Genomic DNA, 25,593 nt, shown 5'->3' with positions numbered 1-25,593 from the left:
TGGTGTGCCACCCTGGCGTTCTAGTTTTAACTGTCTCACCCATTTATCCATAGTGGACTTACCTACGTTCATCGCCTTTGCAGCTTCGATGATGCTATGGTTTTTATCGAGGACTAATTGGGCTGCTTCAAGTTTGAATTCAGCACTAAATGTTTTTCTGGTTGTCGATCTCATGTGTTCACCTAAAGTCATCTACGAGGTAATAATATCACCTCTATTTAGGTGGCCAAAATTAGTGTGCCACTACATACTAAGGGTTTGGAAGTTCAACCATGTGGGCCCGCTGCATAGTTTTTTGTTTTACAGATATGATGATTCGGCATTGCATAAATTGGAGGATGAGAGCATGCAAGCGGAAGTACAGAAAAGTTTGAAGGCTATCCTGCGCATATAGCGCCCTTGCTATTGCGGATTCGAATTTTGATTTTTTCGATTGCCGAAGTGCAGGATTTAGGTGCGGTGGAAGAGAGCTTAAAATGGGGTGAGCCGAGTTATTCAGTTAAAAATGGAAGCACAGTAAGGTTTGACTGGAAGCCTAAATATCCCGAACAATATTACCTATTCTTTAATTGTAAAACTCAGCTAGTTGATACATTTCGAGAGCTCTATTCAGACATACTGCAGTTTGAAGGGAATCGAACCATAGTGTTAAATATTCATGATCCCCTACCAGAATCTGCGATTTCCCAATGTATTGAATTATCGTTGACATACAAAAGTATCAAACATCTACCTTTACTAGGAGCTTAGTTTCATTAAATAAAAAGGTGATGAATCACTAAAACCTTAACGCGAGTTAAGGTTTTAGTCTGTTTCATTAAGCGTGAATTTTGCTAGTTAAGTGTGTTTTGTACAACCTGCAGTACTATTTGAACTATGCAATAAAGGCTTCTAACTTGTGGCGGTAGGATTCTTCAAAGGCAATTATCGTAGCACCCTGTGAAAAAATGCCGTCGCTTGTAAGTACATTTGCAGCGCTAAAGCCGGATCATATCTATCGCCTTCATCACGCATAAAGGCGTGTTGGGCGTTGACTTCAAGCCAAGTGAAGTTACGGTTCAGCGCCATTAATTGCTGGTGGATTAGTACTCGGCCTTCCGCGGATACGTGGGGATCTTGCTTGCCGAACACTAACACTAATTCCCCTTGAATATCACCGCTGCGGCTCAATGAGTCATTGCCGTAAGCGCAGGGTAGGGTGTTGGAATGAATGTCGGTAGGATAAAGGCAAAATGCACCTAAAATAGCGGGGTTGAGTGCGGCGCGGTAGGCTAAGTGGCCGCCGATACACACGCCCATAGAGCCAACTTTGCCATTGCAGTAAGTTTGTTGAGTGGCAAAATCGATCAGTGCTTGGGTATCGCTATCGTGGTGTTCTAGGGGTTTGGCAAATTTATCGGCGTTACCTTTATCTTTACCTGATTCATCATAGGCCAGCACTGTGCCTAAAGGATTCAGTTCATGGAACACTTCGGGTACTAACACCACAAAACCGTGGCCAGCAAGAATAGTAGCGGTGCGGGCGATGGGCGCAGTTTGCTGAAATATCTCGGAATAAAAGATGATACTTGGGAATATTCCCTGTGCTTCTGGGCGATAGATATAGGTGCGCATTAGCCCTGAAGGCGTGGAGATATCCTGAATTTCCTGAGTCACTAACATATTTATATTCCTCTATGAGGCTTCAAACGTTGAAGCCTCACTTTAGCAGTCAGGATTTTATCTGTCAGTTAAAACAATTCGTTACCTGAGAGTTCACCGGCACATAGTGCTTTTATATTGCTCAAGGTCGTTTTGGCAATGGCGCCTAGGGCTTCTTCGGTGAGGAAGGCTTGGTGACCCGTGAAAATCACGTTATGGCAGGCTGATAAACGACGGAATACATCGTCTTGAATAATTTCATTCGATTTGTCTTCGAAGAACAGGCCCTTTTCGTTTTCATATACATCGAGCCCAAGCGAGCCGATTTGCCCCAGTTTTAATGCTTCCATTGCGTCGAAAGCATTGAGTAAACCACCGCGGCTGGTGTTGATCACCATGACACCGGGTTTCATCTTGGCGAAACTGGCTTGGTTTAGTAAATGACGGTTATCCGCGGTCAACGGGCAATGCAAGCTGATGATATCGCTGTTGGCATAAATAGAGTCGAGATCTTGATATTCAACATTCAGCGCGATGACAGCCGGATTGATAAAGGGATCGAAGGCAATGACTTTACAGCCAAAACCGAGCAATACCTTGATGGTTGCTACGCCGATTTTACCTGTACCAATCACGCCGACGGTTTTGCCGAACATGTTAAAGCCGACTAAGCCTTCGAGGGAGAAGTTGGCATCGCGGGTGCGTTGGTAAGCTTTGTGGATTTTTCGATTCAGTGTCAACATCAGTGCGACTGTATGTTCGGCCACGGATTCAGGAGAATAAGCTGGTACGTTAACGACTTGCATGCCTAAGCGTTTAGCGGCAACTAAATCGACGTTGTTAAAGCCAGCGCAGCGCATGGCGATAATTTTTGTGCCACCCTTAGCGAGTTCGACCAGAACTTCTTCACAGAGTGAATCGTTGACAAAGGCACAGACAATTTCAAAACCTTCGGCAAGCTTCACTGTTTGCATGCAGAGGCGATAATCGAAGTACTCAATTTGTGCACCAAACGCAGCATTTGTGCGGTTAAAGTGCTGCATGTCGTAATGTTTTGCGCTAAAAAATCCAATTCTCATTTCAGTCACCTAACGGGTTTGCTGATGTCATTATCTGGCAAAGAGTGTAAGTGAGTTAGGGCTTTTTGTCCTTAGCCTTAGAAAATTCCCCGTTAAAAGAGTGAGCTTTATCATCAATTGGGAATAAAAAAGCGAGCCCCTGACGGCTCGCTTATTGATTGACTGCTTTTACTTGAAGTGTTCAAGCTAGGGCTCTCATATTGAAAGTCGTACTATATGAGCTGAGGGTTAGTCCTTTAACCCTCCGTTATTGCATTTTACTTTTTGTCTTTAGCGTATTTAGCTGCAGATGCACCCGCGATACGGCCATAAGTAACGATATCGGAAATAGCATTACCACCTAAGCGGTTAGCACCGTGAACGCCACCTGTGACTTCACCTGCTGCATATAAACCATCAATAGGTTTGCCCGTTTTTTCACTCTTCACTTCGGCTTTAGTATCGATCACAACACCACCCATAGTGTGGTGAACTGCTGGCGCGATTTCGAGAGCGTAGAAAGGTGCAACAACTAATTCACGTGGTAAATCAGGACGTTCAAATTGAGCATCTTTACCTGATTTAACAAAGCCATTATAAGCTTTCACTGTTTTAGCGAGTTCGGCCGCTGGAATATCTAACTGTTTAGCCAGATCTTCAATTGTTTTGCCTTCTTTAACAATGTTCAGGTGCACATAGCCTTCGATAGCTTTTAAGCTCTTACGGATAGAGTCATCGAATACCAAATAAGCACTTTCGCCTTTTTGTTGCAGAATCGCGGCAGACGCTTTGTCACGGGTGGTGATTTCGTTCATAAAGCGGTTACCTTCACGGTTAACCACGATCGCACCGTTACCACGTACCGCTTCGGTGATCATTACACCACCAGCAGGTGAGTAAGTTGGGTGAGCTTGAATAAATTCTAAGTCGCGAGTTGCAGCACCCGCTTGCAATGCCACGTCTAAGCCATCACCTGTAGCACCAGGGTGGTTAGTCGCTTTAAAGCCTTTCAGTTTTGGATCGTACTTAGCTACACGATCGTTATTTTTCGCAAAACCACCCGCTGCGATAACGACAGCGTCAGCTTTGACAACGTAATAACCTGTGTATTCACCCTTCACCAATACGCCGGTAATTTTACCGCTCGCATCTTCAAGAATACGTACTACACGGCTGTTTAAGCGGATGTCAGTACCACGTTTCACTGCATTGTCCCATAGAACTTGTGCTACGTGTGCACCCACGCCAGCGCCGCCTGTTGGACGGTGACTACGGTTAACACTTGCGCCACCCATACGACCTACGTCAGTCATATCGGCACCCATAGAGGTTAACCAATCGATAGAGTCTGATGAGTTGTTGGCTAAGGTTTTGACCAGTTCAGGATCGTTAATATTGCGACCACCTTTCATGGTGTCGTCGATCATGATTTGTTTCTTGTCTGCGATACCTAGTTTGGCCTGTGGCTTAGTTTCTGCAGCGTTCATACCGCCAGCAGCAAGTTTAGTGTTTCCGCCTGGGATAGGTTCTTTTTCAAGCAGGATAACTTTAGCGCCTGCATCACGGGCTGAAACGGCTGCAGCAAGACCTGCACCACCTGAACCTATGATCACGACATCAGTGGTTTCTTTTGCGCCAGCGGCAATGGCTTTATCTTGAGCAGCTTTGTCTGCATCAACAGGCACAAACTTACGTTCCCACTTACCACCGTAAGGCATATCGAAGCCGAAGCTGTGACAAGCATCGCAATAGGTGACTGATTTTTCATGACCTTTATGGCAGCTAGTACAAGCAATTTCGCCAATTAGGTGAGATTTATGGGGTGATACTTTATCTTTAGGTGCAGCGGCGGCCAGTTCTTTTAAATCACCGTGGCAGCTAACACACTGAGCATTTTCATGGGTAAGGTTGTCGTTGGTGACGCCACCTTTGTCTGATACGTGGCAGCTGTCGCAGCTACCCATTTCACCGTGAAAATCGGCTAGCACTTCTGGTGCTGCATAGGCAGTACCTGCCATAGCGCCAGAGATCAGCATGGCTAGTGCTGTTTTTTGAATCTTTCTTGTGAACATGATAGTTCCTCCGCCGTACATTCATCTACTTAATAAGGGTTATTCATCGTGGCGTGATATTTATTTTTTACGCAGCTCACGCACTGTTAGAGCATTCTCCATTTGCAAATTTAGCACTATCTAAAGAGGTATATGTGTGTTCAGATCACATAACCTTTGTTACAGCGAAAATAACATATTTAAAATGTGCAATCGGATGGGAAATATTAATGAAGTTGAGGCTAATCACTGCTTCAATACGGTATAACATGCGTGAGTTAACATATTGAATGGATTGATTTTAACTTTATAAAATAAAAATGGCATGAATTATGGCTTTGGTGGTGTGTTTTATCTATTTGTATTTTATAGATATTATAATTTAATCTTGTATATTGAGGAGATGGCTTATTTATTTTTATATATTCTATAAATAATGTTATTTCAAAAGCCTTTATTGTATAAAATTATATTATCATTTTAATTAAATGTTACGCAATTGATTCTTAAGGGGTTGTAATGCACAAACAAGGCATATCAGAAAAACGTTTTTGGTTTCAACGTTTGAGTAAAACCAGTTTAAGGGCATTACATATTTTAGGGATCGTTGGTGTTGGTGGTGGCATTTTATTAGATGTAAATAAAGTGCAATGGTTGAGTTATTGGTATCTCGCGATGACGACGGGCAGCATATTAATGTTATGGGAAATCGTAAGGGATTGGCGCTGGCTGATCCAGCTTAAGGGAGTGTTAACTTTAGTAAAAATAGGCTTGCTTGGCCTGTTTGTGCCGCTGGCTCATTACAAACCTGAGCTGTTAATCGTGATACTTTTTTTGTCAGTGATCGTGTCCCATGGTCCTGCAGGGCTCAGGCATTATTCTATTGTGCATCGTCGGCAAATTGACTCGAAAAAAGAAATTAAGGGCTAATTGATATGTCTGTAACCCATACGTCAACTTTAACGCCTGCCGCGTTAATCACAGAGTTCGCTTGGCCTAATCCATCTGTGTCTAACTTAGCCTTGAGTTGTTTTGATGGACTTAAGGTGCTCGATCTCGCTTGCGGTTCTGGGCGTAATGGTTTGTGGTTTTTAGCGCGAGGGGCTGAAGTGACTTTTATCGATCGAGATTTGTCAGCCATGTCACACATTGATCAGGCTAATGCTTACAAATTACAAAGGGATTTAGAAGCTGAGGTAGGACCATTATTGCTGGTTGAAGAGTACGATATTGTCTTAGTATTTAATTATCTGCATCGCCCATTACTGCCACAAATTGCTAAGGCGATTAAGAGCACAGGCCTTATTGTCTATGAAACCTTTACAACGCAACAGGCGCAGATAGGTCGGCCACGCAACCCAGATTTCTTACTTACTGAAAATGAACTCAAATCAGTGTTTGCTAACTGGCAATCTTTACATTACTTTGAAGGTCGATTATGTGATCCGCAGTCCACTCAAAGCAGTTATAAAGCCCAGTTGATTGCGCGAAAACCTACAACGTAAATTTATTGATTGAGACTCAGAGGTCGTAGGATGTTTCCCTATCCAGAGCAATATCGCATTGCAACGCCGCCGTTGACGACCGCCTTTATGGTGGCGTGGGCTTTATTCAGTCACAGCTTATTTTCCGATGCAAACCCTGTCGCACTCTATCCGCTGTTAGCGCTATTTCCTTTGGTGATTGGATTACACTTATATTTGATTTTGTTAGCAAAAGGAATGGGACGACTCGATCAGTGTTTCTATGCCTTAGTGCATATCCCACTGGCATTTGTGGTGTGGACATTCACTATTATGCACGTGAATGGTAACGCTTTTTCTTAAATTCGCCTGACGTTTTAGAGAAAATAACAAAAAAAAGCGCCCTGATAATCAGAGCGCTTTTTTTGATTTTGTATTGCTAACAATTAGGCCGTGGTGTTGATGTTGTGGCCTGCATTGCCTACGGGTTTTGGCGCCGCAGCTGCAATTAAATCTACCGCGATTTTACCTTCGGCTTTTTGCTGCTCTTTGGCTAACTGAGCAACCTTAACGCCAATTGCACCATTTTCTAGATTCGGTGCGATAGCTTGTGTATTCAGTGAAATTGACATAACTAACCTCAATTGTAAGCTGGATCCCTTTATCGGCAAACCCACGGTTAACTTTAGTCGTTACACATGAATTTGCCAATCCTATCGTACTATCTATTTTTGCATGTTAATTTTTAATGCTTTAAATGATTTCAATATGTTGAGTTAGTTCGCGTAAACTTGCTAACATATTTTTAGTTTAAGTATTTTTTTAAAAAGTCAAGCATCTCAGTGTATAATTCTTTGCGGTTTTCTTCGTTATAGAATCCATGCCCTTCTGTTTTTTTCCATAACCATTTCGGTTCATTTCCTGTTTTTACTAGAGCATCTCGCATCACATGAGCGTTTTCATAATGTGCCTGCTCATCACGGCCGCCATGCACAATGAATACTCCGGCTTTAATTTTGCTTGCATTATAGGCGGGAGAATGTTTTTTCATTGTTTCTTCTGAACCCCCAAAAGCTTGTTCCATATAGCGTTTACCCCAACCCAATCGTTCAGCTACATTGCCTTTATTGAACATGAGTGGTAGATCGTATACCCCAACATATCCAATTGCGCACTTATAAAGGTCGGGTTCTTTAACCACACCCATGAGAGCGGCATATCCGCCGTAACTTGATCCGGAGATACAAATTTTATCCTTATTAGCGAAGCCTTCTTTAATTGCCCATAGTGTTGCATCGGTCAGGTCATCTTGCATTGCACCACCCCATTGTCCGTAACCACTATCTTCAAACTCACGTCCATATCCGCCAGAACCTCGAAAATTTACCTGAAGTACACTGTATCCTGCACTCGCATATACCTGTACTTCATCATCAAAAAACCAATAGTCACGAGGACCATGTGGGCCACCATGTGGATGGATAATTAAAGGCAAATTTTCAGCTTTGGCACCCAGTGGTATGGTTAAATAACCATGAATTGTTAAGCCATCACGAGTAACAAAATTTATCGGAGTTTTATGAGACATTTTTTGCTCATCTATCCAAGGGCGAGAGGCTGTGAGGAAAGACACTTTTTTAGTCTCTCTATCGTAAAGATAAAATTTACCTGGATTAACATCGGAGTAACTTTCAATCACCCAGCTTTTGTTATCAGCTGTCTTAGAGGTAATATGTAAATAATCATTTGGAAATGCTCGTTGTAGCCCGCGATACTCTTTGGCTAGTTCTGAATTTTCATCAAAAAATATAACTTCAGGTATTCCATTATGAATAATGGCCCCTACCACTTCTCTTATACGTTTACCTGTTTCAGATGTATATACATTTATAAATGGTTGAGCATCAACTATATCATTTCGGTACATTAACTCTCGTTCACCTGTACTTAACTTGATTCTATATATGCCTAAAGTACTTTTCTCTATGTTATCAGAGGTAAATATGAACTGGTTATCTGCACTAAATCCAATAACATTACTGGACCCTGTCGAGCTGGTTCTAACCATATTTGACAACGATAAAGCTTTCCATGCATTTTGATCAACATTGCTTTCTCGAATATAGGTAATTATTTCTCCAGCACCCTCCGATTTTAACAGTCCTTTTCTTTCAGTTTTCATGGACTGGCTCACTCGCCATTGATCATTATTATCTAAAAAAATCGATGCATTTTCAAATTTAGCTTTTTCAATTAATTGACGTTTCCCAGTATAGATATTCACTTTATAAAGGTTAGAGTATTGTTTTTTTTCTAAATTAGACGATATCAAAATGTTATCGCGTTCATCCATTAGTAGGCTCTCAACCTGCGCACCTGAGTAATCTTTATTCCTCACTCCAAATAATTGTATTTTACTTGAACAGTCTGCATTGCCTGAAAATAGCTCACCAGTCAAAAATGGAGTCGCATACTGTCCTGATTGGGTTGAGATTGTCATTACTACTCGTTCTTCATTTGCCCACCAAAACTCCATGACTGACTCTTCTTCACCAAAAAAAAAGTTACAAACTACTTTTTGATTGCTTTTATTGATAATCGCTAATCTTTTATGATTTTTATACGGATAAGTCGCGGCTAAGAAGTCACCTTTAGGAGATATTTTAATCGCATTAAACATACTGTGCTTGGCGAGATCGTGTGCGTTTGTCGCGGCTGATGCATTAAGCCCACTTCCTAATATTAAACCAAGAAAAATCAGTATTTTTGTCATGTTAGTCATATGGATCTCCATCGATAGAATCTATTTCTACTTACTTCGTTTGATAACTGGCAGTACTCTCGCGCAATTACATTGACAGACGAACAGAGCATTACTCATTAATCAGCTGTTTGAACTGTTACGTCTCAACAGCTTACTATAACTTCATTTGTTTTTTTTGCCTTAAAACACACTTAATGGCAACATATTTTAAACATTAAGCTCAAAATATTTACATGAGGTGGTCTTTGCTATACCTTACATATGATTGCAAGGAATATGCAATTTTCACATAAAATAATCCGTCTGGTAACATTTTTTACGTGTTATTAACAGCCGTTTTGGAGAATGTATGTATAAGACAACACTGCTTTGTAAAGCAATACAACTAGGCCTATTTACCGCTTCGATTTCTATTGCCAGCCACGCGTGGGCTGCAGAAGAAAAAGATGCTCAAACCAAAAATGAGAAAATTGAGCGTGTAGAGGTTACTGGTAGTCGAATTAATAGAACTGATTTAGAAAATGCTCAGCCCGTTGTTGTGTTAACCGCTGAAGATATGAAAAATGAGGGTTTTACAACGGCGTTCGATGCAATCCAAAGTATTTCTCAAAATACAGGAACAGCACAGGGTAACGAGTGGGGGGCGCAAGGTGGTTTTACACCAAATGCTGATGTAATCAATTTACGTGGTTTTGGGCCTGGCTATACCCTTGTTCTTCTCAATGGTCGACGTATTGCTGAAAACCCTACGCCTTATAATGGGCAAAGTAATTTTGTGAATTTAAGTGGCATTCCATTTTCTGCGGTAGAGCGAATTGAAATTCTGACTCAAGGTGCATCAGCTATTTACGGTTCAGATGCTGTTGCTGGTGTTGTAAACATTATTTTGAAAAAGGATATAGATTCAACAACTGTGACTGCTATGTATGGTGTTACACCAGAAGGTGGTGGTGCTCAAAATCGGTTTAGTCTTACCTCTGGCAGTACAGGGTCTGATTATTCAATTGGGGGAACCATTGAGTATTATAAACAAGATCCGATTTATTCTCATGAGCGGGATTATATGGATTCTGTTGATGATAACCCTGCCGCTGCGACTCCTCTTTCTCGAGGGATTTTATTGCTTGATAATTTTACTGGTAAGTATAGAGATCCTGGCGAACAAGGATGTGTAGATTCTGGTTCTGGATATGAATATGCGGATCGTAATGGTTTTGGTAAGTATTGTGGTGTTGATACTACAGGTGACAATACGATTCGAAATGAACGTGAAACCTTAACCGGTTATTTGTTTGGTACATACGACATCAACGATCATATGCAACTCTTTGCTGATACTATGTATTCAACAATAGATTCTGCAGTTTATGGTTCTCGTCACTTTTATAGTGAGAATTTGCTATTAAATACTCCTGATGGTTCTGGTAATTTCGGAGGAACCCGAGATTATGTATTGGCACAGAGGATTTTTAGTTTTGATGAGTTAGGCCAACGTAACACTCTATTTGATGAGCAGAGTTATAATGTCACTGTTGGTATTAAAGGTGATATTGATACAGCCTATAACTGGCAAGTGTATTACTCGGAGAGTCGTTATGATTACGAGAGTAGCCGAGATTGGATGAAGGAAGAAAAAGTCACCGAACTATTTCTAGGTGAAATAGATAATCCATATGGTCTTTATAATGGTGATGCTCCCGTAGGATTGTATGACAAAATTACACCAGAGATTCGGGACCAGTTACTTGGAACACAAGTTATTTTAGCTGATTCGTATGCTAGAACTTTATCTGCTGAAATTAATGGTGATTTATTCGAATTACCATCCGGTCCTATTGGATTTGCTGCTCTTATTGAATATAACAAGCAAGGCTATGATCTTAAACAGGATGACCGTACATTAAATACTGAAGGCAACGGATGGCAAGGCTTAACGGGTACGGAAGGTGGTGGCGATCGCAGTCGTTATGCTGCAGGTCTTGAGCTTCTGATCCCTGTGATTGAAGACTTAGATCTTGGTGTTGCAGCCCGCTACGATCAGTATGACGATGGCACTACCGAAGTTGGTGGTCGTTTAACCCCATCAATTACTATGACATATAAAGCTATGGATGAGTTAAAGTTCCGTGCAAACTGGGGGCAAAGCTTTAGAGCTCCAGATATGCACTATGTCTTTGCTGGTGATTCAGGCTACTTCACTACTGCGTATGACTATATTGATTGTCGTGTAAACGATCACGATGATGACCCTAATTTTGTACCGAGTCCAAGTGCTTGTGAAACGACATCTTTAAAAGGTAATCGTTCTGGTAGTAAAACGTTAGAAGAAGAGAAGGGAACAAACTGGGGCGTGGGGGTAATTGCTGAACCAGTGAAAGATCTTAGCTTAACTTTTGATTATTATAATATCAGTTTGAAAGATATTATTTCTGATGAAAGCGAACAAGATATATTAGATCTTGAATATGATTGTAAATATGGGCGAAATGGTAAAGACCCGTCTAGCAGTGAATGTACTAACAATGCAGCAAAAGTAGTTAGGGCTGCAGCGGGTGCTCCGAATGCTGGAGATATTGAAACTATTGTGGTTAATCCTGAAAACAAAGCACTCTATGAACAGAGTGGTTTAGATGCTAAGTTATTTTATACTTTAGATACTGAGTATGGAGACTTTGGCGTTCAATTAGGATGGACTCATATTTTAAGTACAAAATATCAAGTGGATTCTGCATCTTCTATTCAAGAGTTGCGTGATGATAAAGATAATTATGAGCCTAGATCTAAAACTAACTTAGTCTTGACTTGGCAATACCAAGACTGGTCCGTTGCTGTTCGTGGCGATAGAATTGGTGAAATTCCACTTTGGGAGCAACCTGCCGAAAACTACGATGATGAAACTGGCGATGTCATTAAAGTAGACCGTTTGAATCCTTACTACACGGTTAACATGAGTGTTGGCTATGATTTTACTGATAATTTGAAAGTATTAATTAGTGGTGAGAATATTTTCAATCAACGCCCTGAAGTAGATGTTACCCATGATGAATGGCCATTCTTTAACAGCTTCTCGTACCCTGGTGCCGCGATTGGCTCTGCTTATCGTGCAGAAATAAGTTATAAATTCTAAACAATAAAAAGTGATAGCACTTGTGCTATCACTTTTTTTAGAAGTATTTTTGTCTATCAGCTTTTGGTCATGAGGTATTTTCGACTTAGAACGATAATCGCTGTGGCAATGAGCGAGCCTAAAATCAATCCGAGTGCTAGACTCACATTTTGCAGTGCTGTTGGGTCAATAACCAGTGCGATACCCATCCCCAACATCATCACGCCTGACATAAGTTTCAGGGTTTGGCCTTCTTTTTCGGTTAACTTACGTTTGCCTAAGGTCGCACTGAAAACGATAACAATAATAGCCAGCGGGATCACATATACAATATTGTATAAAACCAAATACATATAGCGTTCAATGTCTGGCAGATTGTGCATAGATAGCACACTGGTGTAGATCATTGGGAAGCCTGCGGTGCAAAGTAACTCATAGGCATTGGCGAGGATAGCTAATACGGTAGAACCTATGAGTAACGCGCCTAAGTTACTGGAATTGGATAGTTTCCCCATGCGTTTTATTAGACTCGTACGATTTTCTGCCGACATCGATAGTGTCACTTCTCCCTTAGTAAAGAAGTAATCTTTGATATTGATGGCTCCTGCGATCAAAGCTAAACAACCCGCCGCTAAAATGATCATACCGCCATCACTGCCTGCCCCCAGCAGTTGGAAGATGTTTAGCCATGCCGTCATAAACAGGAAATAAATAAAGCCGGAGAAGAATACGAAAATCCCGCCGACGAGTAACATGCGGCTGCGACTCTTGGCATTAACCATTATCGACAGTAAAAATAGCAACACAAAGAAGGCGCAAGGGTTAAAAGCATCGACACCTGCGAGCACTAAGGTGAGTAACGGCAGAGACATAGTCTCAGGTGTCACTACTCCCACTAAAGGTAATTCAACGGGTTGAACTTCTGGCTCTGCAACGGGCTCGCTTAAGCTGGTGGCATCACAGGTGCCTTCGCCAGTATCTGTGCCACAAGTGCCAAAGAGCGGTGCATCTGTTTGAGCGCTTGTGGTTGTGCTGGTGGCTCCTTTGGTGGGGAGGTCAGCGTCGCTCAGTTTACCGCCAAGGGATAAATAACAATTCTTCAGTCGATTGACTAAAAATTCACCCGTTACCGCTTCACTTGAATATCCCACAATGGCCTTTTCACAACTTGCCATATAGGGTACTGAGCGTGCTTCAGTACTGGTTTTGGAGGCGATATTTTGCCAAATATCCTGTACGCCGGGATCTGATACCCTATGGGATTCGAGTTCAATCCAAGGGTATTTTTGCGGTAATGAATCAATGAACGGATGGGCCTCTGCACAGTGCGGACAGGTTTTTGACCAAAAGAAATACAGCTTAATTTTGAGCTCACCCTGATCATTCACATAATGCCACGTTCGATCCGCTGAGCTTGAGGGTGTTGTCTCGGCCCAGCTCGGGATAGAAAAGGCAAAGAGGAATAATAGCGAGCAAAAGAGAGATAATTTCGATAGATATTTTGTCATAGCGCCTCCCACAGAGAGTGGGTTTAAGTATCGTCAAACGGTTCGATTATCTCTTACTCTACTTAAATCAATCATTTTGATTAAATTAGATATTAAGAAGTGTTAGTTAACTCGCGAATAATAATTTTTTGGGAACTGAAACCAGTTTATCTCCCTGTAAAATGGGGTGATGCACACTCACTCTCAGCTTGAGTCGTTATTGGCTAATAAAGAATAAAGCACCCGAGGGTGCTCTATTTCTGACGTTATCAACAGGTGTCGATGATGGGTTATGGTTAGCCTAACGTTACGCCATTTACGCTAAGTTTCACGTCGATATTATTGCGTGTGGCGTTCGAGTACGGACAAACTTGATGCGCATGACGCACTAGGGCTTCTGCGGCTTCTTGCGGTAAATCTAAGCTGACTTCTAAGGCAACCGCTAATGCAAAACCACCGGCGTCATTGGCACCAATCCCAACAACTGCACTGACTGGCGCTTCGGTAATATCCACTTTGCCGATTTTTGCGACGTGCAGAACGGCGTTTGAGAAACAGGCGGCATAACCTGCGGCAAACAGTTGTTCAGGATTAGTGGCGAGACCGCTACCGCCCATGGCTTTTGGATAGGCTAAAGCGACATCAAGTAAACCATCATCAGTGCTGACTTGACCTTGACGACCCGCTTTTGCTGTGGCACGTGTTTCATAAAGTGTTTTCATAGTATTAGACCTTCTGAGGTTAAGGATTAAGTAAATCGATTTAAATTGTGCGCAATTCAATTGTGATAAACTATAATTCGATCTTTGGTGTGAATGCAAGTATATTGTGCGCAATATATTTAATTTGTCGGATCTTCCTATGGCAACAACTCAACCCAACACCCGTGTTAATCCTGTCGATATGGCAGAAAATACCAGCACAGAGAATGCTTTATGTCTTGAGAATCAAGTGTGCTTCTCACTTTATAGTGCTGCAAATGCTATGGTGCGTGCCTATCGGCCTTTGTTGGACAAATTAGATCTAACCTATCCGCAGTACTTAGTCATGCTAGTGCTATGGGAAGAGCAGGGGATTAGTGTCAAAACCTTAGGTGATAGACTTTTCCTCGATTCAGGCACGTTAACGCCATTGCTGAAGCGGCTAGAATCTAAAGGATTAGTGACTCGTGGTCGTAGCGAGCAGGATGAACGCGTGAGAGTGCTGGCCTTAACGCCTACAGGACTTTCCCTCAAAACACAGGCAAGTGAAATTCCCCATTTGATGCGCTGTAAAGTCGGCGGCGAGGCGAGCGAGCTAAAAGCCTTAAAGACTATGTGCGATCAAGCACTTAAGCAATTACATGCCAGTATTGATTAAACTCTTATCGTCGAGATTTGATCTAAGATTAACTTATTGACATATTAACGCTTATTAGCGGTTCGACTGAGTGTAATGGGTTGTATGCTTGAGGCTCAGCGGGTCAGTCGTCTATTGAAGGTTAGCGAGAGTAAGTTATGGCTTGTTTCGATGTAGCTATTATTGGCGGTGGGATCAGCGGTGTCGGTATTGCCCAATATGCGGCAGCAGCGGGCTATTCCACCTTGCTGATTGAAAAGGGCGAAATTGGCGGCCAAACCTCAGCTAATTCCAGCAAGCTTATCCACGGTGGTTTACGCTATTTAGAAACCGGACAAATTAATTTAGTCCGCAAATCATTGCTTGAAAGGCGACATTTACTCAATCTTGCGCCATCACTTGTTAAAGCTGTGCCCTTTTATATTCCCGTGTACGACAACAGTCAGCGCAGTCCTTGGACCATACGCGCAGGACTGAGTATGTATGCACTGCTGAGTGAATTTGATCCTTTAGGCCAATTTGTGTCAGTACCTGCTGTGCATTGGCATCGTTTCAAGGGATTAAAACTCTCTGGATTAAAAGCCGTATTTCAGTACTGGGATGCGCAGACCGACGATAAATTGCTCACTCAAGCGGTGGCGCGCAGCGCGCAGGCACTGGGCGCTGAAGTCTATGCCGAGGCTGAATTTCTTGAGTTGGAACACAAGCGCGAGACCTGTGAGCTGAGTTTTAGCCACAGGGGCGAAATCCATAAAGCCGAAGCGAAGCTTGTGATTAATGCTGCAGGTCCTTGGGTAAATGCTGTTTTAAGCAAAGTCTTGCCCCCACTTGCGGGTGTTGAACTCGATTGGGTGCAAGGCGCCCATGTGTTACTGGATATTCCTGCGCCCGATGGCATCTTGTACTTAGAGTCATGCTTCGATAAACGGGTAATATTTGTGATGCCTTGGTATGGTCAAACCTTAGTCGGCACCACAGAAACTGAATTAACCTCTTTAGATAAGCCGCCTGAGGCGACCGAATCTGAAATTAATTATCTGCTGGGGATCTACAAACATTATTTCCCACTAACGCCGGATATTGATGAGCTCAAGGCGCTAATAACCAAAACTTTCTGTGGTATTCGGGTCTTGCCTAAGCAAAATAGCCAAGCCTTTGAGCGACCACGAGATACCTTAATGCAAACATCGATTTCCCATCCGCGAATACTCAGTTTATATGGCGGTAAGTTAACGACGTTTCGCAGTACCTCGGCCGAAGTGCTTGAATGGATTGAAAAGGCCATAGGTAAGCGGCAGTCTATTGCTGATGTTGATAAACTCACCCTATCTTGAGTGCGCCGAGAATTATGCACTTGATGCTGATTTGAATATGCTTCAAGGTGATTTTTACCTGTAAAACCGCTACAGTGTGGCGCTTTTTTACTGATATCTAGGATCTGCCGTGAGTGCTGCTATTGTAAATACCGTCAAGCAATGTGGTTATTTTAACCAAGGTCTGTGCCTTTCTTGCCGGCATATACAACAGCCTATGGTGCAGCAAGTGGCGGTTAAGACTCAAACTTTACAGCAACTACTCGCGCCTTTTATCCCAGCTAATTTGCCCGATATTTTTCAGCCGCCGGTAATTGGCGAGGACAGCGGCTTTCGTAATAAAGCTAAAATGGTGGCCTTAGGCGCCGCCCATGCGCCTGTGTTGGGGATTGTGGGCCCAAGTGGCGAGGCGGTAGATCTTTGCGACTGCCTTTTATATCCATCTGATATGCAAGATTTATTACATCGCTTAACACGCTTTGTGCAGCAGGCTGGACTTCCTCCTTATCGGGTAGATAGAGCCAAGGGTGAACTTAAATTTATTCTGCTGACCCGCAGCCAAGTGCGTGGTGAATATCTACTGCGGTTTGTACTGCGGTCCACCAATAGTATCGAACGTATCGAACGTGAATTACCTGCATTATTAGCTGAATATCCGCAAATAAAAGTGGTATCAGTCAATATCCAACCGGTTCATATGGCAATACTTGAGGGTGATGAAGAGATTTTCTTAACTGAGAATACTAGGCTTGAAGAACGTTTTAATCATGTGCCTTTGTTCATTCGGCCTAAAAGCTTTTTCCAAACTAATCCACACGTTGCGGCTCAGTTATATCAAACTGCCCGTGAATGGGTTGCCGAGTTTTCACCTCATTCGTTATGGGATCTCTTCTGTGGTGTAGGCGGTTTCGGACTGCACTGTGCATCCAATGACATTACCCTCACAGGGATTGAAATTGAAGCTGAAGCGATTGCCTGCGCGCAAATGTCAGCGCAGATGATGGGGCTCGAAAACGTGCAATTTATGGCGCTCGATTCCACCGACTTTGCTAAGGGTAAAAGCGCTGCCGATAAGCCGGATTTGATCATAGTTAATCCGCCGAGGCGCGGTATTGGCGAGGCGCTATGTCAGTCTTTAAGCGAGTTTGCCCCTAAGGCGATTCTCTATTCAAGCTGTAATCCCAAAACCTTAGCGAAAGATCTCGAACATATTCAAGGCTATCACTTAACCAAAGTGCAGCTATTTGATTTATTCCCCCACACGGATCACTTCGAAGTACTAGTCATGTTGGTGAAGGATTAATTTTTTAGCTCATCAATTTATCACTAAGCATTTGTGTTCACTCGCTTTACGACTCTTGAAGTCCGCTCAAACAATCATAAGGACTCTACCATGTAGAGTCTTTGCAATACTTTTATCTGCGCTGCTCGCGTGAAACTTCATCAAAGTGTCTTTTTAGTGGCATAATCTTTAGCACTTTATGCATTGATGGGCGGCGATTTATGCTACAGATTTTCCTACGCTTTTTTACCTTGGGCTTGATGAGTTTTGGCGGGCCTGCGGCGCACATTGGTTATTTTCGCCAGACCTTCGTAAATGAACTCGGTTGGCTCGATGATAAGCGTTACGCCAGTCTGGTTGCCTTAAGCCAATTTATGCCGGGGCCAGGGTCGAGCCAAGTGGGCCTCGCCATTGGTTATCAAAGAGGCGGGCTTGTTGGCGCGCTTGCTGCTTTTGCTGGTTTTACACTACCTTCCTTTATTTTGATGTACTTACTGGCGGTAACAACGTCGGCATGGCTCGCCAATCATTATGTTCAAGGGATGATTTATGGGCTTAAATTAATGGCCGTCGTTGTGGTTGCCGATGCCGTTCTTGCCATGTTTAAACAGTTCTGCCAACGCAAATCCGCACGCCTATTAATGTTAGTTAGTGCTGCGGCAATTTTGATTGCGCCATCGATGTGGACGCAAATCCTGCTGCTACTCGGCGCTGCGACTATCGGTATATATAAATTGAGTGCGACGCAAGATGACACTGCTCCGCTTGCACCTATCAAATTGAATTATATATATTTACTGCTCTTTTTTGTGTTACTCATCGGCAGTTTTTTTATCGTGGATTTAGGCTCTGAAGCTTGGATCTTCGGTGAGTTTTATCGCGTAGGGAGCTTAGTATTTGGTGGTGGTCATGTTGTACTACCTCTGTTGGAAACTGCGGTGGGTGATACCATAGGTGGCGATCGTTTTCTGACAGGTTATGCCTTTGCCCAAGCAGTGCCAGGACCTATGTTTACCTTTGCGACCTTTTTAGGCGCTGAAGTGATGTTAGATAAGCCCTTCATGGGGGCTTGCATCGCAACCGCAGCCATTTTCTTACCCGGTTTTTTACTCATGCTGGTGGGGTTGAAAAGTTGGCATGCGATTGCCGCAAGACCAAAAATTGCTGGCGCGATAGCGGGAGTGAATGCTTGTGTTGTTGGCTTACTTGCCGCAGCACTTTATCAACCCGTGTTTTCTCAGGCGGTATTCTCAGGTAAAGATATGGCCTTGGTATTGCTCGGTTTTGGTGCATTAAAGTTATTTAAACCACCCATGCTACAACTGGTATTAGGCTTTAGTGTATGTGGTGTGCTGCTTAATATGCTTTGAACTGAGTCGTTATTAATCGAATGTTTATTGAGCAAGATTAAGATTTTGTTACTTTAAGCGCATAGAAATACAACAATCTTAGCTATACTCCGAAGATACAAGTTGTAATCCTTTGGAGCATTCAAGTATGTCTAAGTTGAGTTTGCGCAATAAATTATTATTGCTGTCGCTGTTTCCTTTGATCCTCGCATTATTGGTGTTGATGTCGGTTTCTTATTATGTTGAGCAAGATGCGCTTGCCGATGAGGTGGTTACCTTTAGATCTAAGCTCGTCGGTGAACGTAAACAACAAATCAAAGAAGCTACCGAAATTGCCGCTGGTATAGTGAATTACCAATTATCGTTAAAAGAACAAGGGAATGTGAATCAAGCGCTAAGAGACATACGTTTTGGCAGTGCGGGTTATTTCTTCATGTATGACTCTCAAGGGAAAAATATTTTTCATGCCCTAATACCGAGTTTAGAGGGGCAAAATAAAATGGATATGACAGATCCTCGCGGCACTAAAATTATCGTCGGTCTGCTCGATGCCGCTAAACGTGGCGATGGTAGTTTCTCCTATTACTATCAAAAACCTAATACTAATGAACAGATTGAAAAAATCAGTTACGCCATGATGATCCCTGGTACTGACTGGATGTTAGGTACTGGGGCATATATCGATGATATTGAAGCTGTTGTTGAAGATTATCGTGAGACAGTGACTGAGCAAATGACTGAAAAATCCTTCGCGATTTTGCTGATAGCGCTTTTCCTTACGGGTATTACTGGCTTTATCATTATGATTGCCGCCCACCGTATGGTCGTGCCAATCAAGAATATGGCCGATAACTTAAATGATATTGCTAAGGGCGAAGGGGATTTAACCAAGCGACTTACCGTAAAAGGTGAAGATGAAATTGCCCAACTTGGGCGCTCCTTTAACCTCTTTGTCGATAAACTTCAGCATATTATCGGCGATGTTGCGACTGCGACGGCAAAAGTAAAAACGGCAGCCAATGCGATTCATGATCAAACTAAAGTCATGTCGAGCCAGTTGGTGAGTCATAACAATGAAACCGATCAGGTGGTGACTGCAATCACTGAGATGTCCTCCACTGCGAACGAAGTGGCTAAGAATACCACTCAAGTAGCCGAAGCGACTCACGCTGCTACTGGTGATGTGGCGAATGCACAGCGTTGTGTTGATGCTTCGCTTGAGGAGATTGCGTCTTTAATGTCGCAAATCAACAATGCGGCAGGCAGTATAAAATCACTCAGCGAGCAATCACAGAAGATCAACAGCGTGCTTTCTGTCATTGGCGGTATTGCCGAGCAAACTAACCTATTGGCATTGAACGCCGCCATCGAAGCGGCCCGTGCTGGTGAACAGGGTCGTGGATTTGCTGTGGTCGCCGACGAGGTGCGTAATTTAGCCAGTCGAACTCAAGCCAGCACGTTAGAAATCAACGAGATGTTATCGGCACTGCATAAGCTAGTGACCCAAGCCGTAAAAGCCATGGAAGAGAGTCAGCAAAGCTGTGTACGTTCGGTGGATTCTTCTCGCACGATTTCCGATAGTTTAGGTTCAGTCACTTCAGCGGTAACGGCGATTAATGATATGAGTACCCAAATTGCGGCCGCGGCGACAGAGCAAAGCTCAGTAACCGAAGAAATTAACCGTAACGTGTATGCCATTCAAGAGATTGTAAACGAGCTGCTTCATTCCAGCGAAGATGCCGCTAGGATCAGTATGACAGTCTCGGAAGAAGGCATTAACTTGGGCAAGTTAGTGGGCCAGTTTAAGATTTAATTGCAGCAATCTTGATTAAAAACGGGAGACTTAAAGTCTCCCGTTTTTATTTGGCTTATTTACCTTTTTGAAGAGCACTTAATTCATTTACTTTAGTCAATCCAGCCTAGTCAGTTCATTCTAATCAATTTTCTCGGCAACCCGCTCAACTCTCACCGAGCAGACCTTATATTCAGGGATAAAAGCGACAGGATCGAGCGCATTGATGGTGAGTTTATTTGCCGCAGCTTCCACAAAGTGGAAGGGCAGGAATAGCACGCCAGCTTGGGCTCTTTTCGTCACAAAGGCGTCGATTTCAATTTCACCGCGACGGGTTGTGAGTTTGATTTTATCGCCATTGCCTATGCCGAGTTGCTCGGCATCGTAAACTGAAATCATTACTTTAGGCGAGCCGAGTAAGTCGAGTCCAGCCGTTTTACGGGTTAAGGTGCCTGTGTGGAACTGTTCCAGTAAACGTCCGGTCGACAGAGTGAGCGGGTACTCACTGCAGGGCATTTCTGCGGGTAGGCGATAACTCACTGGCGTAAACTTGCCTAAACCGCGGGTGAATTGGCCTTGGTGCATAATGGGAGTACCTGGATGAGCTTCATCAGGGCAAGGCCATTGAATACCTTGGGGAATTTTATCGTCAACTCCAGTGCTTAATCGCTGCCAAGTAATGCCGCGATATTGTGGTGTCAGCTCATTGATTTCCTGCCAAATAGCTTCTTCATTAGGGTAATCCCAAGCGGCACCCATCGCATTGGCAATGGTTTGGACAATTTGCCAATCGGGCAGGGCTTCACCTGGCGGTAGCAGGGCCTGTTCGAGTCGCTGCACTCGTCGTTCAGTATTAGTGAAATGACCGCGTTTTTCGACAAAGGCCGCGGCGGGCAGAACCACGTCGGCAAGCTCGGCGGTTTCGGTGAGGAAGATGTCCTGCACCACTAAAAAGTCGATTGCATTAAGCGCCCTAAGCACATGGGCTTGATCTGGGTCGCTTAATACGGGGTTTTCGCCCATCACATATAAAGCCTTGATTTTCCCTTTGGAAATATCATGCATCATATGGGTTGCGGTCACGCCAATCTCCCCCGATAACGGCGTTTGCCAATGTGCCTCGAAACGCATTCTGGCATGAATGTCGGTGACTTTTTGGTAACCACTGAAGAAGTTAGGCAGTGCGCCCATATCACAGGCACCTTGCACATTACTTTGTCCCCGCAGCGGGTTAATCCCCGCACCTTCAACTCCAATATTGCCGCATAGAAGTTGTAGATTAGATATGGCGGTGACATTGTCGTGTCCCGTCGTGTGCTGGGTAATGCCCATGGCATAGTAGACTGCGGTTTTGTCGGCCGTTCCTATGGTTTGGGCGATGCGGGCGATATCTTCGGCTTTAACGCCTGTTATTAAGGCTGCATTATCTAGGCTGTAATCTACTTTTTTGAGTTCAGCATAGAGAGCATCCACGCCTTCGGTGCGCGCGGCAATGTAGCTTTTATCCTGCCAGTCGTTGCGGATAATTTCTGCCATAATCGCATTGAGTAGCATGACGTCTGTGCCGGGTCTGTGGGCGACATAAAGCTGTGCACTGTCGGCAATGGCGACACGTTTAGGGTCGGCCACCATTAATCTTGCGCCATGCAAAGCCACGGCTTGCTTAATTTTCGAGGCGATGATCGGGTGAGCACTGCTGGTGTCTGAGCCTATGATAAAAATCACATCCGATGCTTGAATGCTCGGAATGTCATTGGTCATGGCACCACTACCGATACTTTGCTGTAGCCCAGTGACTGTGGATGAATGGCACAGACGGGCGCAATGGTCGATGTTATTGGTGCCGAGTATGCTTCTGACAAATTTTTGCAGGAGGAAGTTTTCTTCATTAGTGGCTTTTGCCGAGGCCAAACTTGCCAGTGCATTGCTGCCATGTTGCTGTTTTATTCGCTGTAAATTTTCGGCCACATAGGCGATGGCTTCAGGCCAACTACTTGGCGTGAACTGGCCATTTTTACGAATGAGTGGCGTGGTGAGGCGTTTTTCACTGTGAATAAAATCGAAACCAAACCGGCCTTTCACACACAACATGCCTTGGTTTACCACAGACTCTTTATTGCCCTCGATATGACGGATCTGATTCGTGCTGGTATCGATTTTAAGGTCAAGCCGACAGCCTACGCCGCAATAGGTACAAATCGTTGATGCGGTTTTGAGTGGCATTTCATCGCCTTGGCGTTTATCCCGCGCATCGACGAGTGCACCCGTTGGGCAAACCTGCACACAGTTGCCGCATTGCACACATTTGCTGTCGGCCATGCTGGCGTTAAAGCCGACTCTCGGTGCTCGGCGCGTTGCGGTTTCACTTATGTCTTGCGGCAGCGCTTGATAGGAATCATGGGCAAATTGAATCGCACAATGGCCACTCTGCAACTGGCACACATCGACGCACTTACCGCAGCTAATACAACGATTTGCATCAAATTGAATGAACGGACTCGATTTGTCGACCGAAAACTTACGCGCGCTTTGAGTGTTGAGTGACTTAGGTTCGACATGGTAGTCGGTCGCATAGTCCCTTAATTTACAATCCGTATTAGCTTGGCAGGCGCATTCGAGGCATCGCGCCGCTTCTTGCATGGCGGCATCGGGAGCAAAACCTAGCTCGACTTCGCCGTAATTGAGTAGACGCTGCACCGCACTCAGCTCGGGCATGGTTAAACGGGCTTTTCGTGGGACGGCGGGATAAAGATCGGTTGCGGGCAAATCTTGTGTCACCGCTTTGCTGATTACTTTTGATGAATTAAATTCAGTGGCATGCAGCTCACAGCTTAGACCTTGTTTGAGCAATTTATTTATGGCGATTGCGGCTTTATGGCCATCACCTATCGCGGCGACTGCGGTAGCAGGACCGCGGCGCGCATCCCCCACCACAAAGAGTTTTTCAACCCCGGACGACATAGTGTGCTCGCAGCCAATAAAGGTATTCCAGCGGCTGAGAGCGAGTTCACCATTGCTTAAGTGGCTCGCGGGATCTTGCATAAAACTCATATCGGGAGTTTGTGATACTGCGGCTATCACAGTGTCGAAATCTTGAGTAAAGGTTTCACCGGTATCAACGGGAGCGCGTCTGCCAGAAGCATCGGCTTCGCCGAGTGCCATCTTAGCGAAGGTGACTGAATGGACTCTACCTTGCGCATCGCTATGGTTTTCAAGCGGATTGGTTAAAAAATGAAACTTCACCCCTTCGACTTCGGCCTCGTGTACCTCGTAAGCTTCGGCGGGCATTTCTGCGCGGGTGCGGCGGTAAATTAAGGTGACATCGCTGCCTTCACGCACCGCAGTGCGGGCGCAATCGATAGCGGTATTGCCACCACCAATGACGGCGACTTTTTTGCCCAGTACGAGTGCCTTGTCGAGGCAATGATCTTTTAAATAATCGACGCCTAAGTAGCAACCTTTGAGCGTGCTGCCGGGATAATCCATAGGCACGGCTTTTTGGGCGCCGATCGCAAGACAGACGGCATCGAAATCTTCAACTAATTGATTTAAATGCACCTCATGGCCGAGGCGCGTGTCTGTGTGTATGGTTAAGCCGTTATGGCACAAGAGTTCGATTTCTTTATCGAGTATCGCCTTAGGCAAACGATATTCAGGAATGCCATAGCGCAGCCAACCACCCGCCTGTGGCATGGCCTCGAATATCTCTACGCTATGGCCTTGGTTTGATAAGTAATATCCGGCACTTAACCCTGCTGGGCCCGCCCCAATAATCGCGACTTTTTTGCCCGTGTCGGCTTGGCGCGGCGGCACATAACTCGTACCGCCCTTTTCGCCATCAGCTAAGTCGAGATCGGCTGCGTGGCGTTTTAATTGACGTATGGCAATGGGCTCATCGACGAGTCCGCGGCGACATTGTGCTTCACAAAAAGCAGGGCAGACACGGCCAATGGAGAGTGGCAGCGGCAAAGTTTGTTTAATGACTTTAACGGCTTCAGTATGGTTGCCTTGGGCGATGTGATACAGGTAACTCTGCACATCGACGCCCGCAGGGCATGCTTGTTGGCAGGGGGCTTCGCAATCGGCAAAATGATCGCTCAAGATTTCGGTCAGCGCTTGTTTGCGTTTTTGGCTTAAGAATTCAGACTGAGTTATGACTCGCATGCCGACGGTGGCGGACGTTTCACAGGCGCGTACGCAGCGCAAACTCGCGTCGGAATTCTCAATTTGGACGACACACAAATTGCATGCTTGCTTGTCTGCATGTTCGTGAATGCCTAATTGCTGCGAGGCTGCGCTGGGATCACATAAGCTGGGTATGGCTATGCCAGCAGCATGCGCCACTTGCAGTAGGTTATCGGTCGGATTAACCGACAACACTTGGTCATCAATTTGAAGTTCTATCATCCCATGGCCTTTTTATATGTAGGGTGCTTAGCTGCTATAGCGCGGGGCTGCAGGCTTAGGTTGTTTCGAGTATACCTAGACAGCTTTAGAAGACGCTTATGGGCGAGTGAAGTTTGCTGCAAAATTGCAGCTTGAATCACAAACCCGCTCAGACTGTGCGCTGATGAATGTTTGTTCTAGTTTAGTCGTGATGGGGTTGGCGTTATCAGGCCTTTTTAGTTGTGTTTCCTTTGATATTATGGGGATTTTTTAGGCAGGAGAGCGCTTGTGTGTCAGCCATTGGCCTCGCGCATAGCATCATCTTGGCTAAATTCTTGGCTAAATTTAAGTAAGATCACAGTCTTAACTCATTGCTTTTTGTTAGTCTCGGCTTTAGTGCTGTGGTCTTTTAGCTTGGAAAATAATCCTTGTTATCCCATTTAATGAACAGTGCACCCCTAGGTTTACCAGTCTGGTTAGGTTAAAATGCGCGGTTGCAAATACTGTTAATCATCGCCCCTTTTAGTGGAAGATCAATTAAAGCGGCCAAATAAAGAAAGTTG

At 44.2% G+C, this 25,593-nt stretch carries 18 protein-coding genes and 1 pseudogene; 10 read left to right on the top strand and 9 right to left on the bottom strand.

The features are described from left to right. On the bottom strand, window positions 1–174 hold a 174-nt coding region (locus L5M38_RS05430; protein ID WP_263148818.1), incomplete at its 3' end, for a transposase. A 172-nt stretch (window positions 175–346) separates the two neighbouring features. On the opposite strand from L5M38_RS05430, the pseudogene L5M38_RS05425 reads away from it, so the two are divergent. Beyond that, window positions 347–750 (top strand): annotated as a pseudogene (locus L5M38_RS05425) (DUF1801 domain-containing protein). Window positions 751–924: 174 nt separating this feature from the next. On the opposite strand, the gene L5M38_RS05420 reads toward L5M38_RS05425, so the two are convergent. From L5M38_RS05420 to fccA, 3 genes are all read right to left on the bottom strand, one after another. Continuing rightward, on the bottom strand, window positions 925–1,662 hold the full coding sequence (locus L5M38_RS05420) for a dienelactone hydrolase family protein (RefSeq protein WP_263167446.1): 738 nt from the start codon (window positions 1,660–1,662) through the stop codon (window positions 925–927). Window positions 1,663–1,730: 68 nt separating this feature from the next. After that, window positions 1,731–2,720 (bottom strand): 2-hydroxyacid dehydrogenase, encoded by a 990-nt coding sequence (locus L5M38_RS05415; RefSeq protein ID WP_105250073.1) that lies wholly within the window; start codon window positions 2,718–2,720, stop codon window positions 1,731–1,733. 257 nt (window positions 2,721–2,977) lie between these two features. Next, complete coding sequence (fccA, locus tag L5M38_RS05410) at window positions 2,978–4,771, bottom strand: fumarate reductase flavoprotein subunit FccA (RefSeq protein WP_113939829.1); 1,794 nt, start codon at window positions 4,769–4,771, stop codon at window positions 2,978–2,980. Window positions 4,772–5,269: 498 nt separating this feature from the next. Between fccA and L5M38_RS05405 the strand changes: the two genes are divergently transcribed. The 3 genes from L5M38_RS05405 to L5M38_RS05395 are packed head-to-tail and all read left to right on the top strand — an operon-like array spanning window position 5,270 to window position 6,576. Then, window positions 5,270–5,680, top strand: a complete 411-nt coding sequence (locus tag L5M38_RS05405) for a hypothetical protein (RefSeq protein ID WP_113939830.1) — start codon at window positions 5,270–5,272, stop codon at window positions 5,678–5,680. 5 nt (window positions 5,681–5,685) lie between these two features. After that, complete coding sequence (locus L5M38_RS05400; RefSeq protein WP_263178519.1) at window positions 5,686–6,255, top strand: class I SAM-dependent methyltransferase; 570 nt, start codon at window positions 5,686–5,688, stop codon at window positions 6,253–6,255. 30 nt (window positions 6,256–6,285) lie between these two features. Further along, window positions 6,286–6,576: a hypothetical protein gene (locus tag L5M38_RS05395; protein WP_105250069.1), complete on the top strand. Its 291-nt coding sequence runs from the start codon at window positions 6,286–6,288 to the stop codon at window positions 6,574–6,576. 83 nt (window positions 6,577–6,659) lie between these two features. On the opposite strand, the gene L5M38_RS05390 is transcribed toward L5M38_RS05395, so the two are convergent. Together L5M38_RS05390 and L5M38_RS05385 are read right to left on the bottom strand one after the other, a co-directional pair. Beyond that, window positions 6,660–6,845: a hypothetical protein gene (locus L5M38_RS05390; protein WP_028759392.1), complete on the bottom strand. Its 186-nt coding sequence runs from the start codon at window positions 6,843–6,845 to the stop codon at window positions 6,660–6,662. Window positions 6,846–7,018: 173 nt separating this feature from the next. Next, the gene (locus tag L5M38_RS05385; RefSeq protein ID WP_263178518.1) at window positions 7,019–8,995 is read right to left on the bottom strand and encodes an alpha/beta hydrolase family protein; all 1,977 of its coding nucleotides are present in this window, start codon (window positions 8,993–8,995) and stop codon (window positions 7,019–7,021) included. 331 nt (window positions 8,996–9,326) lie between these two features. Here L5M38_RS05385 and L5M38_RS05380 point away from each other — a divergent pair, with 331 nt between their 5' ends. After that, window positions 9,327–12,104 (top strand): TonB-dependent receptor domain-containing protein, encoded by a 2,778-nt coding sequence (locus tag L5M38_RS05380; protein WP_263178517.1) that lies wholly within the window; start codon window positions 9,327–9,329, stop codon window positions 12,102–12,104. A gap of 56 nt (window positions 12,105–12,160) precedes the next feature. Here the strand turns inward: L5M38_RS05380 and L5M38_RS05375 are convergent, their stop codons facing one another. Further along, entirely contained in the window at window positions 12,161–13,591 is a 1,431-nt protein-coding gene (locus tag L5M38_RS05375; RefSeq protein WP_263167435.1) for a cytochrome C biosynthesis protein, read from the bottom strand. A gap of 275 nt (window positions 13,592–13,866) precedes the next feature. Then, window positions 13,867–14,292, bottom strand: a complete 426-nt coding sequence (locus tag L5M38_RS05370) for an organic hydroperoxide resistance protein (protein ID WP_131524696.1) — start codon at window positions 14,290–14,292, stop codon at window positions 13,867–13,869. A 139-nt stretch (window positions 14,293–14,431) separates the two neighbouring features. Between L5M38_RS05370 and L5M38_RS05365 the strand changes: the two genes are divergently transcribed. From L5M38_RS05365 to L5M38_RS05345, 5 genes are all read left to right on the top strand, one after another. Beyond that, window positions 14,432–14,929 carry a MarR family winged helix-turn-helix transcriptional regulator gene (locus tag L5M38_RS05365; protein ID WP_263178516.1) on the top strand — a complete coding sequence of 166 codons (498 nt, stop codon included), beginning with the start codon at window positions 14,432–14,434 and terminating at the stop codon, window positions 14,927–14,929. Window positions 14,930–15,066: 137 nt separating this feature from the next. Further along, window positions 15,067–16,242: a glycerol-3-phosphate dehydrogenase/oxidase gene (locus tag L5M38_RS05360; RefSeq protein WP_263178515.1), complete on the top strand. Its 1,176-nt coding sequence runs from the start codon at window positions 15,067–15,069 to the stop codon at window positions 16,240–16,242. A 109-nt stretch (window positions 16,243–16,351) separates the two neighbouring features. Beyond that, window positions 16,352–17,524, top strand: coding sequence for a 23S rRNA (uracil(747)-C(5))-methyltransferase RlmC (gene rlmC, locus L5M38_RS05355; RefSeq protein ID WP_263178514.1), 1,173 nt, complete (start codon window positions 16,352–16,354; stop codon window positions 17,522–17,524). Window positions 17,525–17,724: 200 nt separating this feature from the next. Continuing rightward, a complete protein-coding gene (gene chrA / locus L5M38_RS05350; RefSeq protein ID WP_263167424.1) occupies window positions 17,725–18,873 on the top strand; it encodes a chromate efflux transporter in 1,149 nt (382 codons plus the stop codon). A 127-nt stretch (window positions 18,874–19,000) separates the two neighbouring features. Continuing rightward, entirely contained in the window at window positions 19,001–20,665 is a 1,665-nt protein-coding gene (locus L5M38_RS05345) for a methyl-accepting chemotaxis protein (protein ID WP_263167422.1), read from the top strand. 120 nt (window positions 20,666–20,785) lie between these two features. Here L5M38_RS05345 and fdhF read toward each other — a convergent pair whose 3' ends face one another. Next, window positions 20,786–25,051: a formate dehydrogenase subunit alpha gene (gene fdhF / locus L5M38_RS05340; protein WP_263178513.1), complete on the bottom strand. Its 4,266-nt coding sequence runs from the start codon at window positions 25,049–25,051 to the stop codon at window positions 20,786–20,788. Window positions 25,052–25,593: the final 542 nt, after the last annotated feature.

Source organism: Shewanella sp. SM101 (genome assembly GCF_025654465.1).
Lineage (GTDB): Bacteria > Pseudomonadota > Gammaproteobacteria > Enterobacterales > Shewanellaceae > Shewanella > Shewanella oncorhynchi.
The sequence above is the reverse complement of the archived record's forward strand: the minus strand, read 5'-3'. Positions and strand labels throughout refer to the sequence as shown.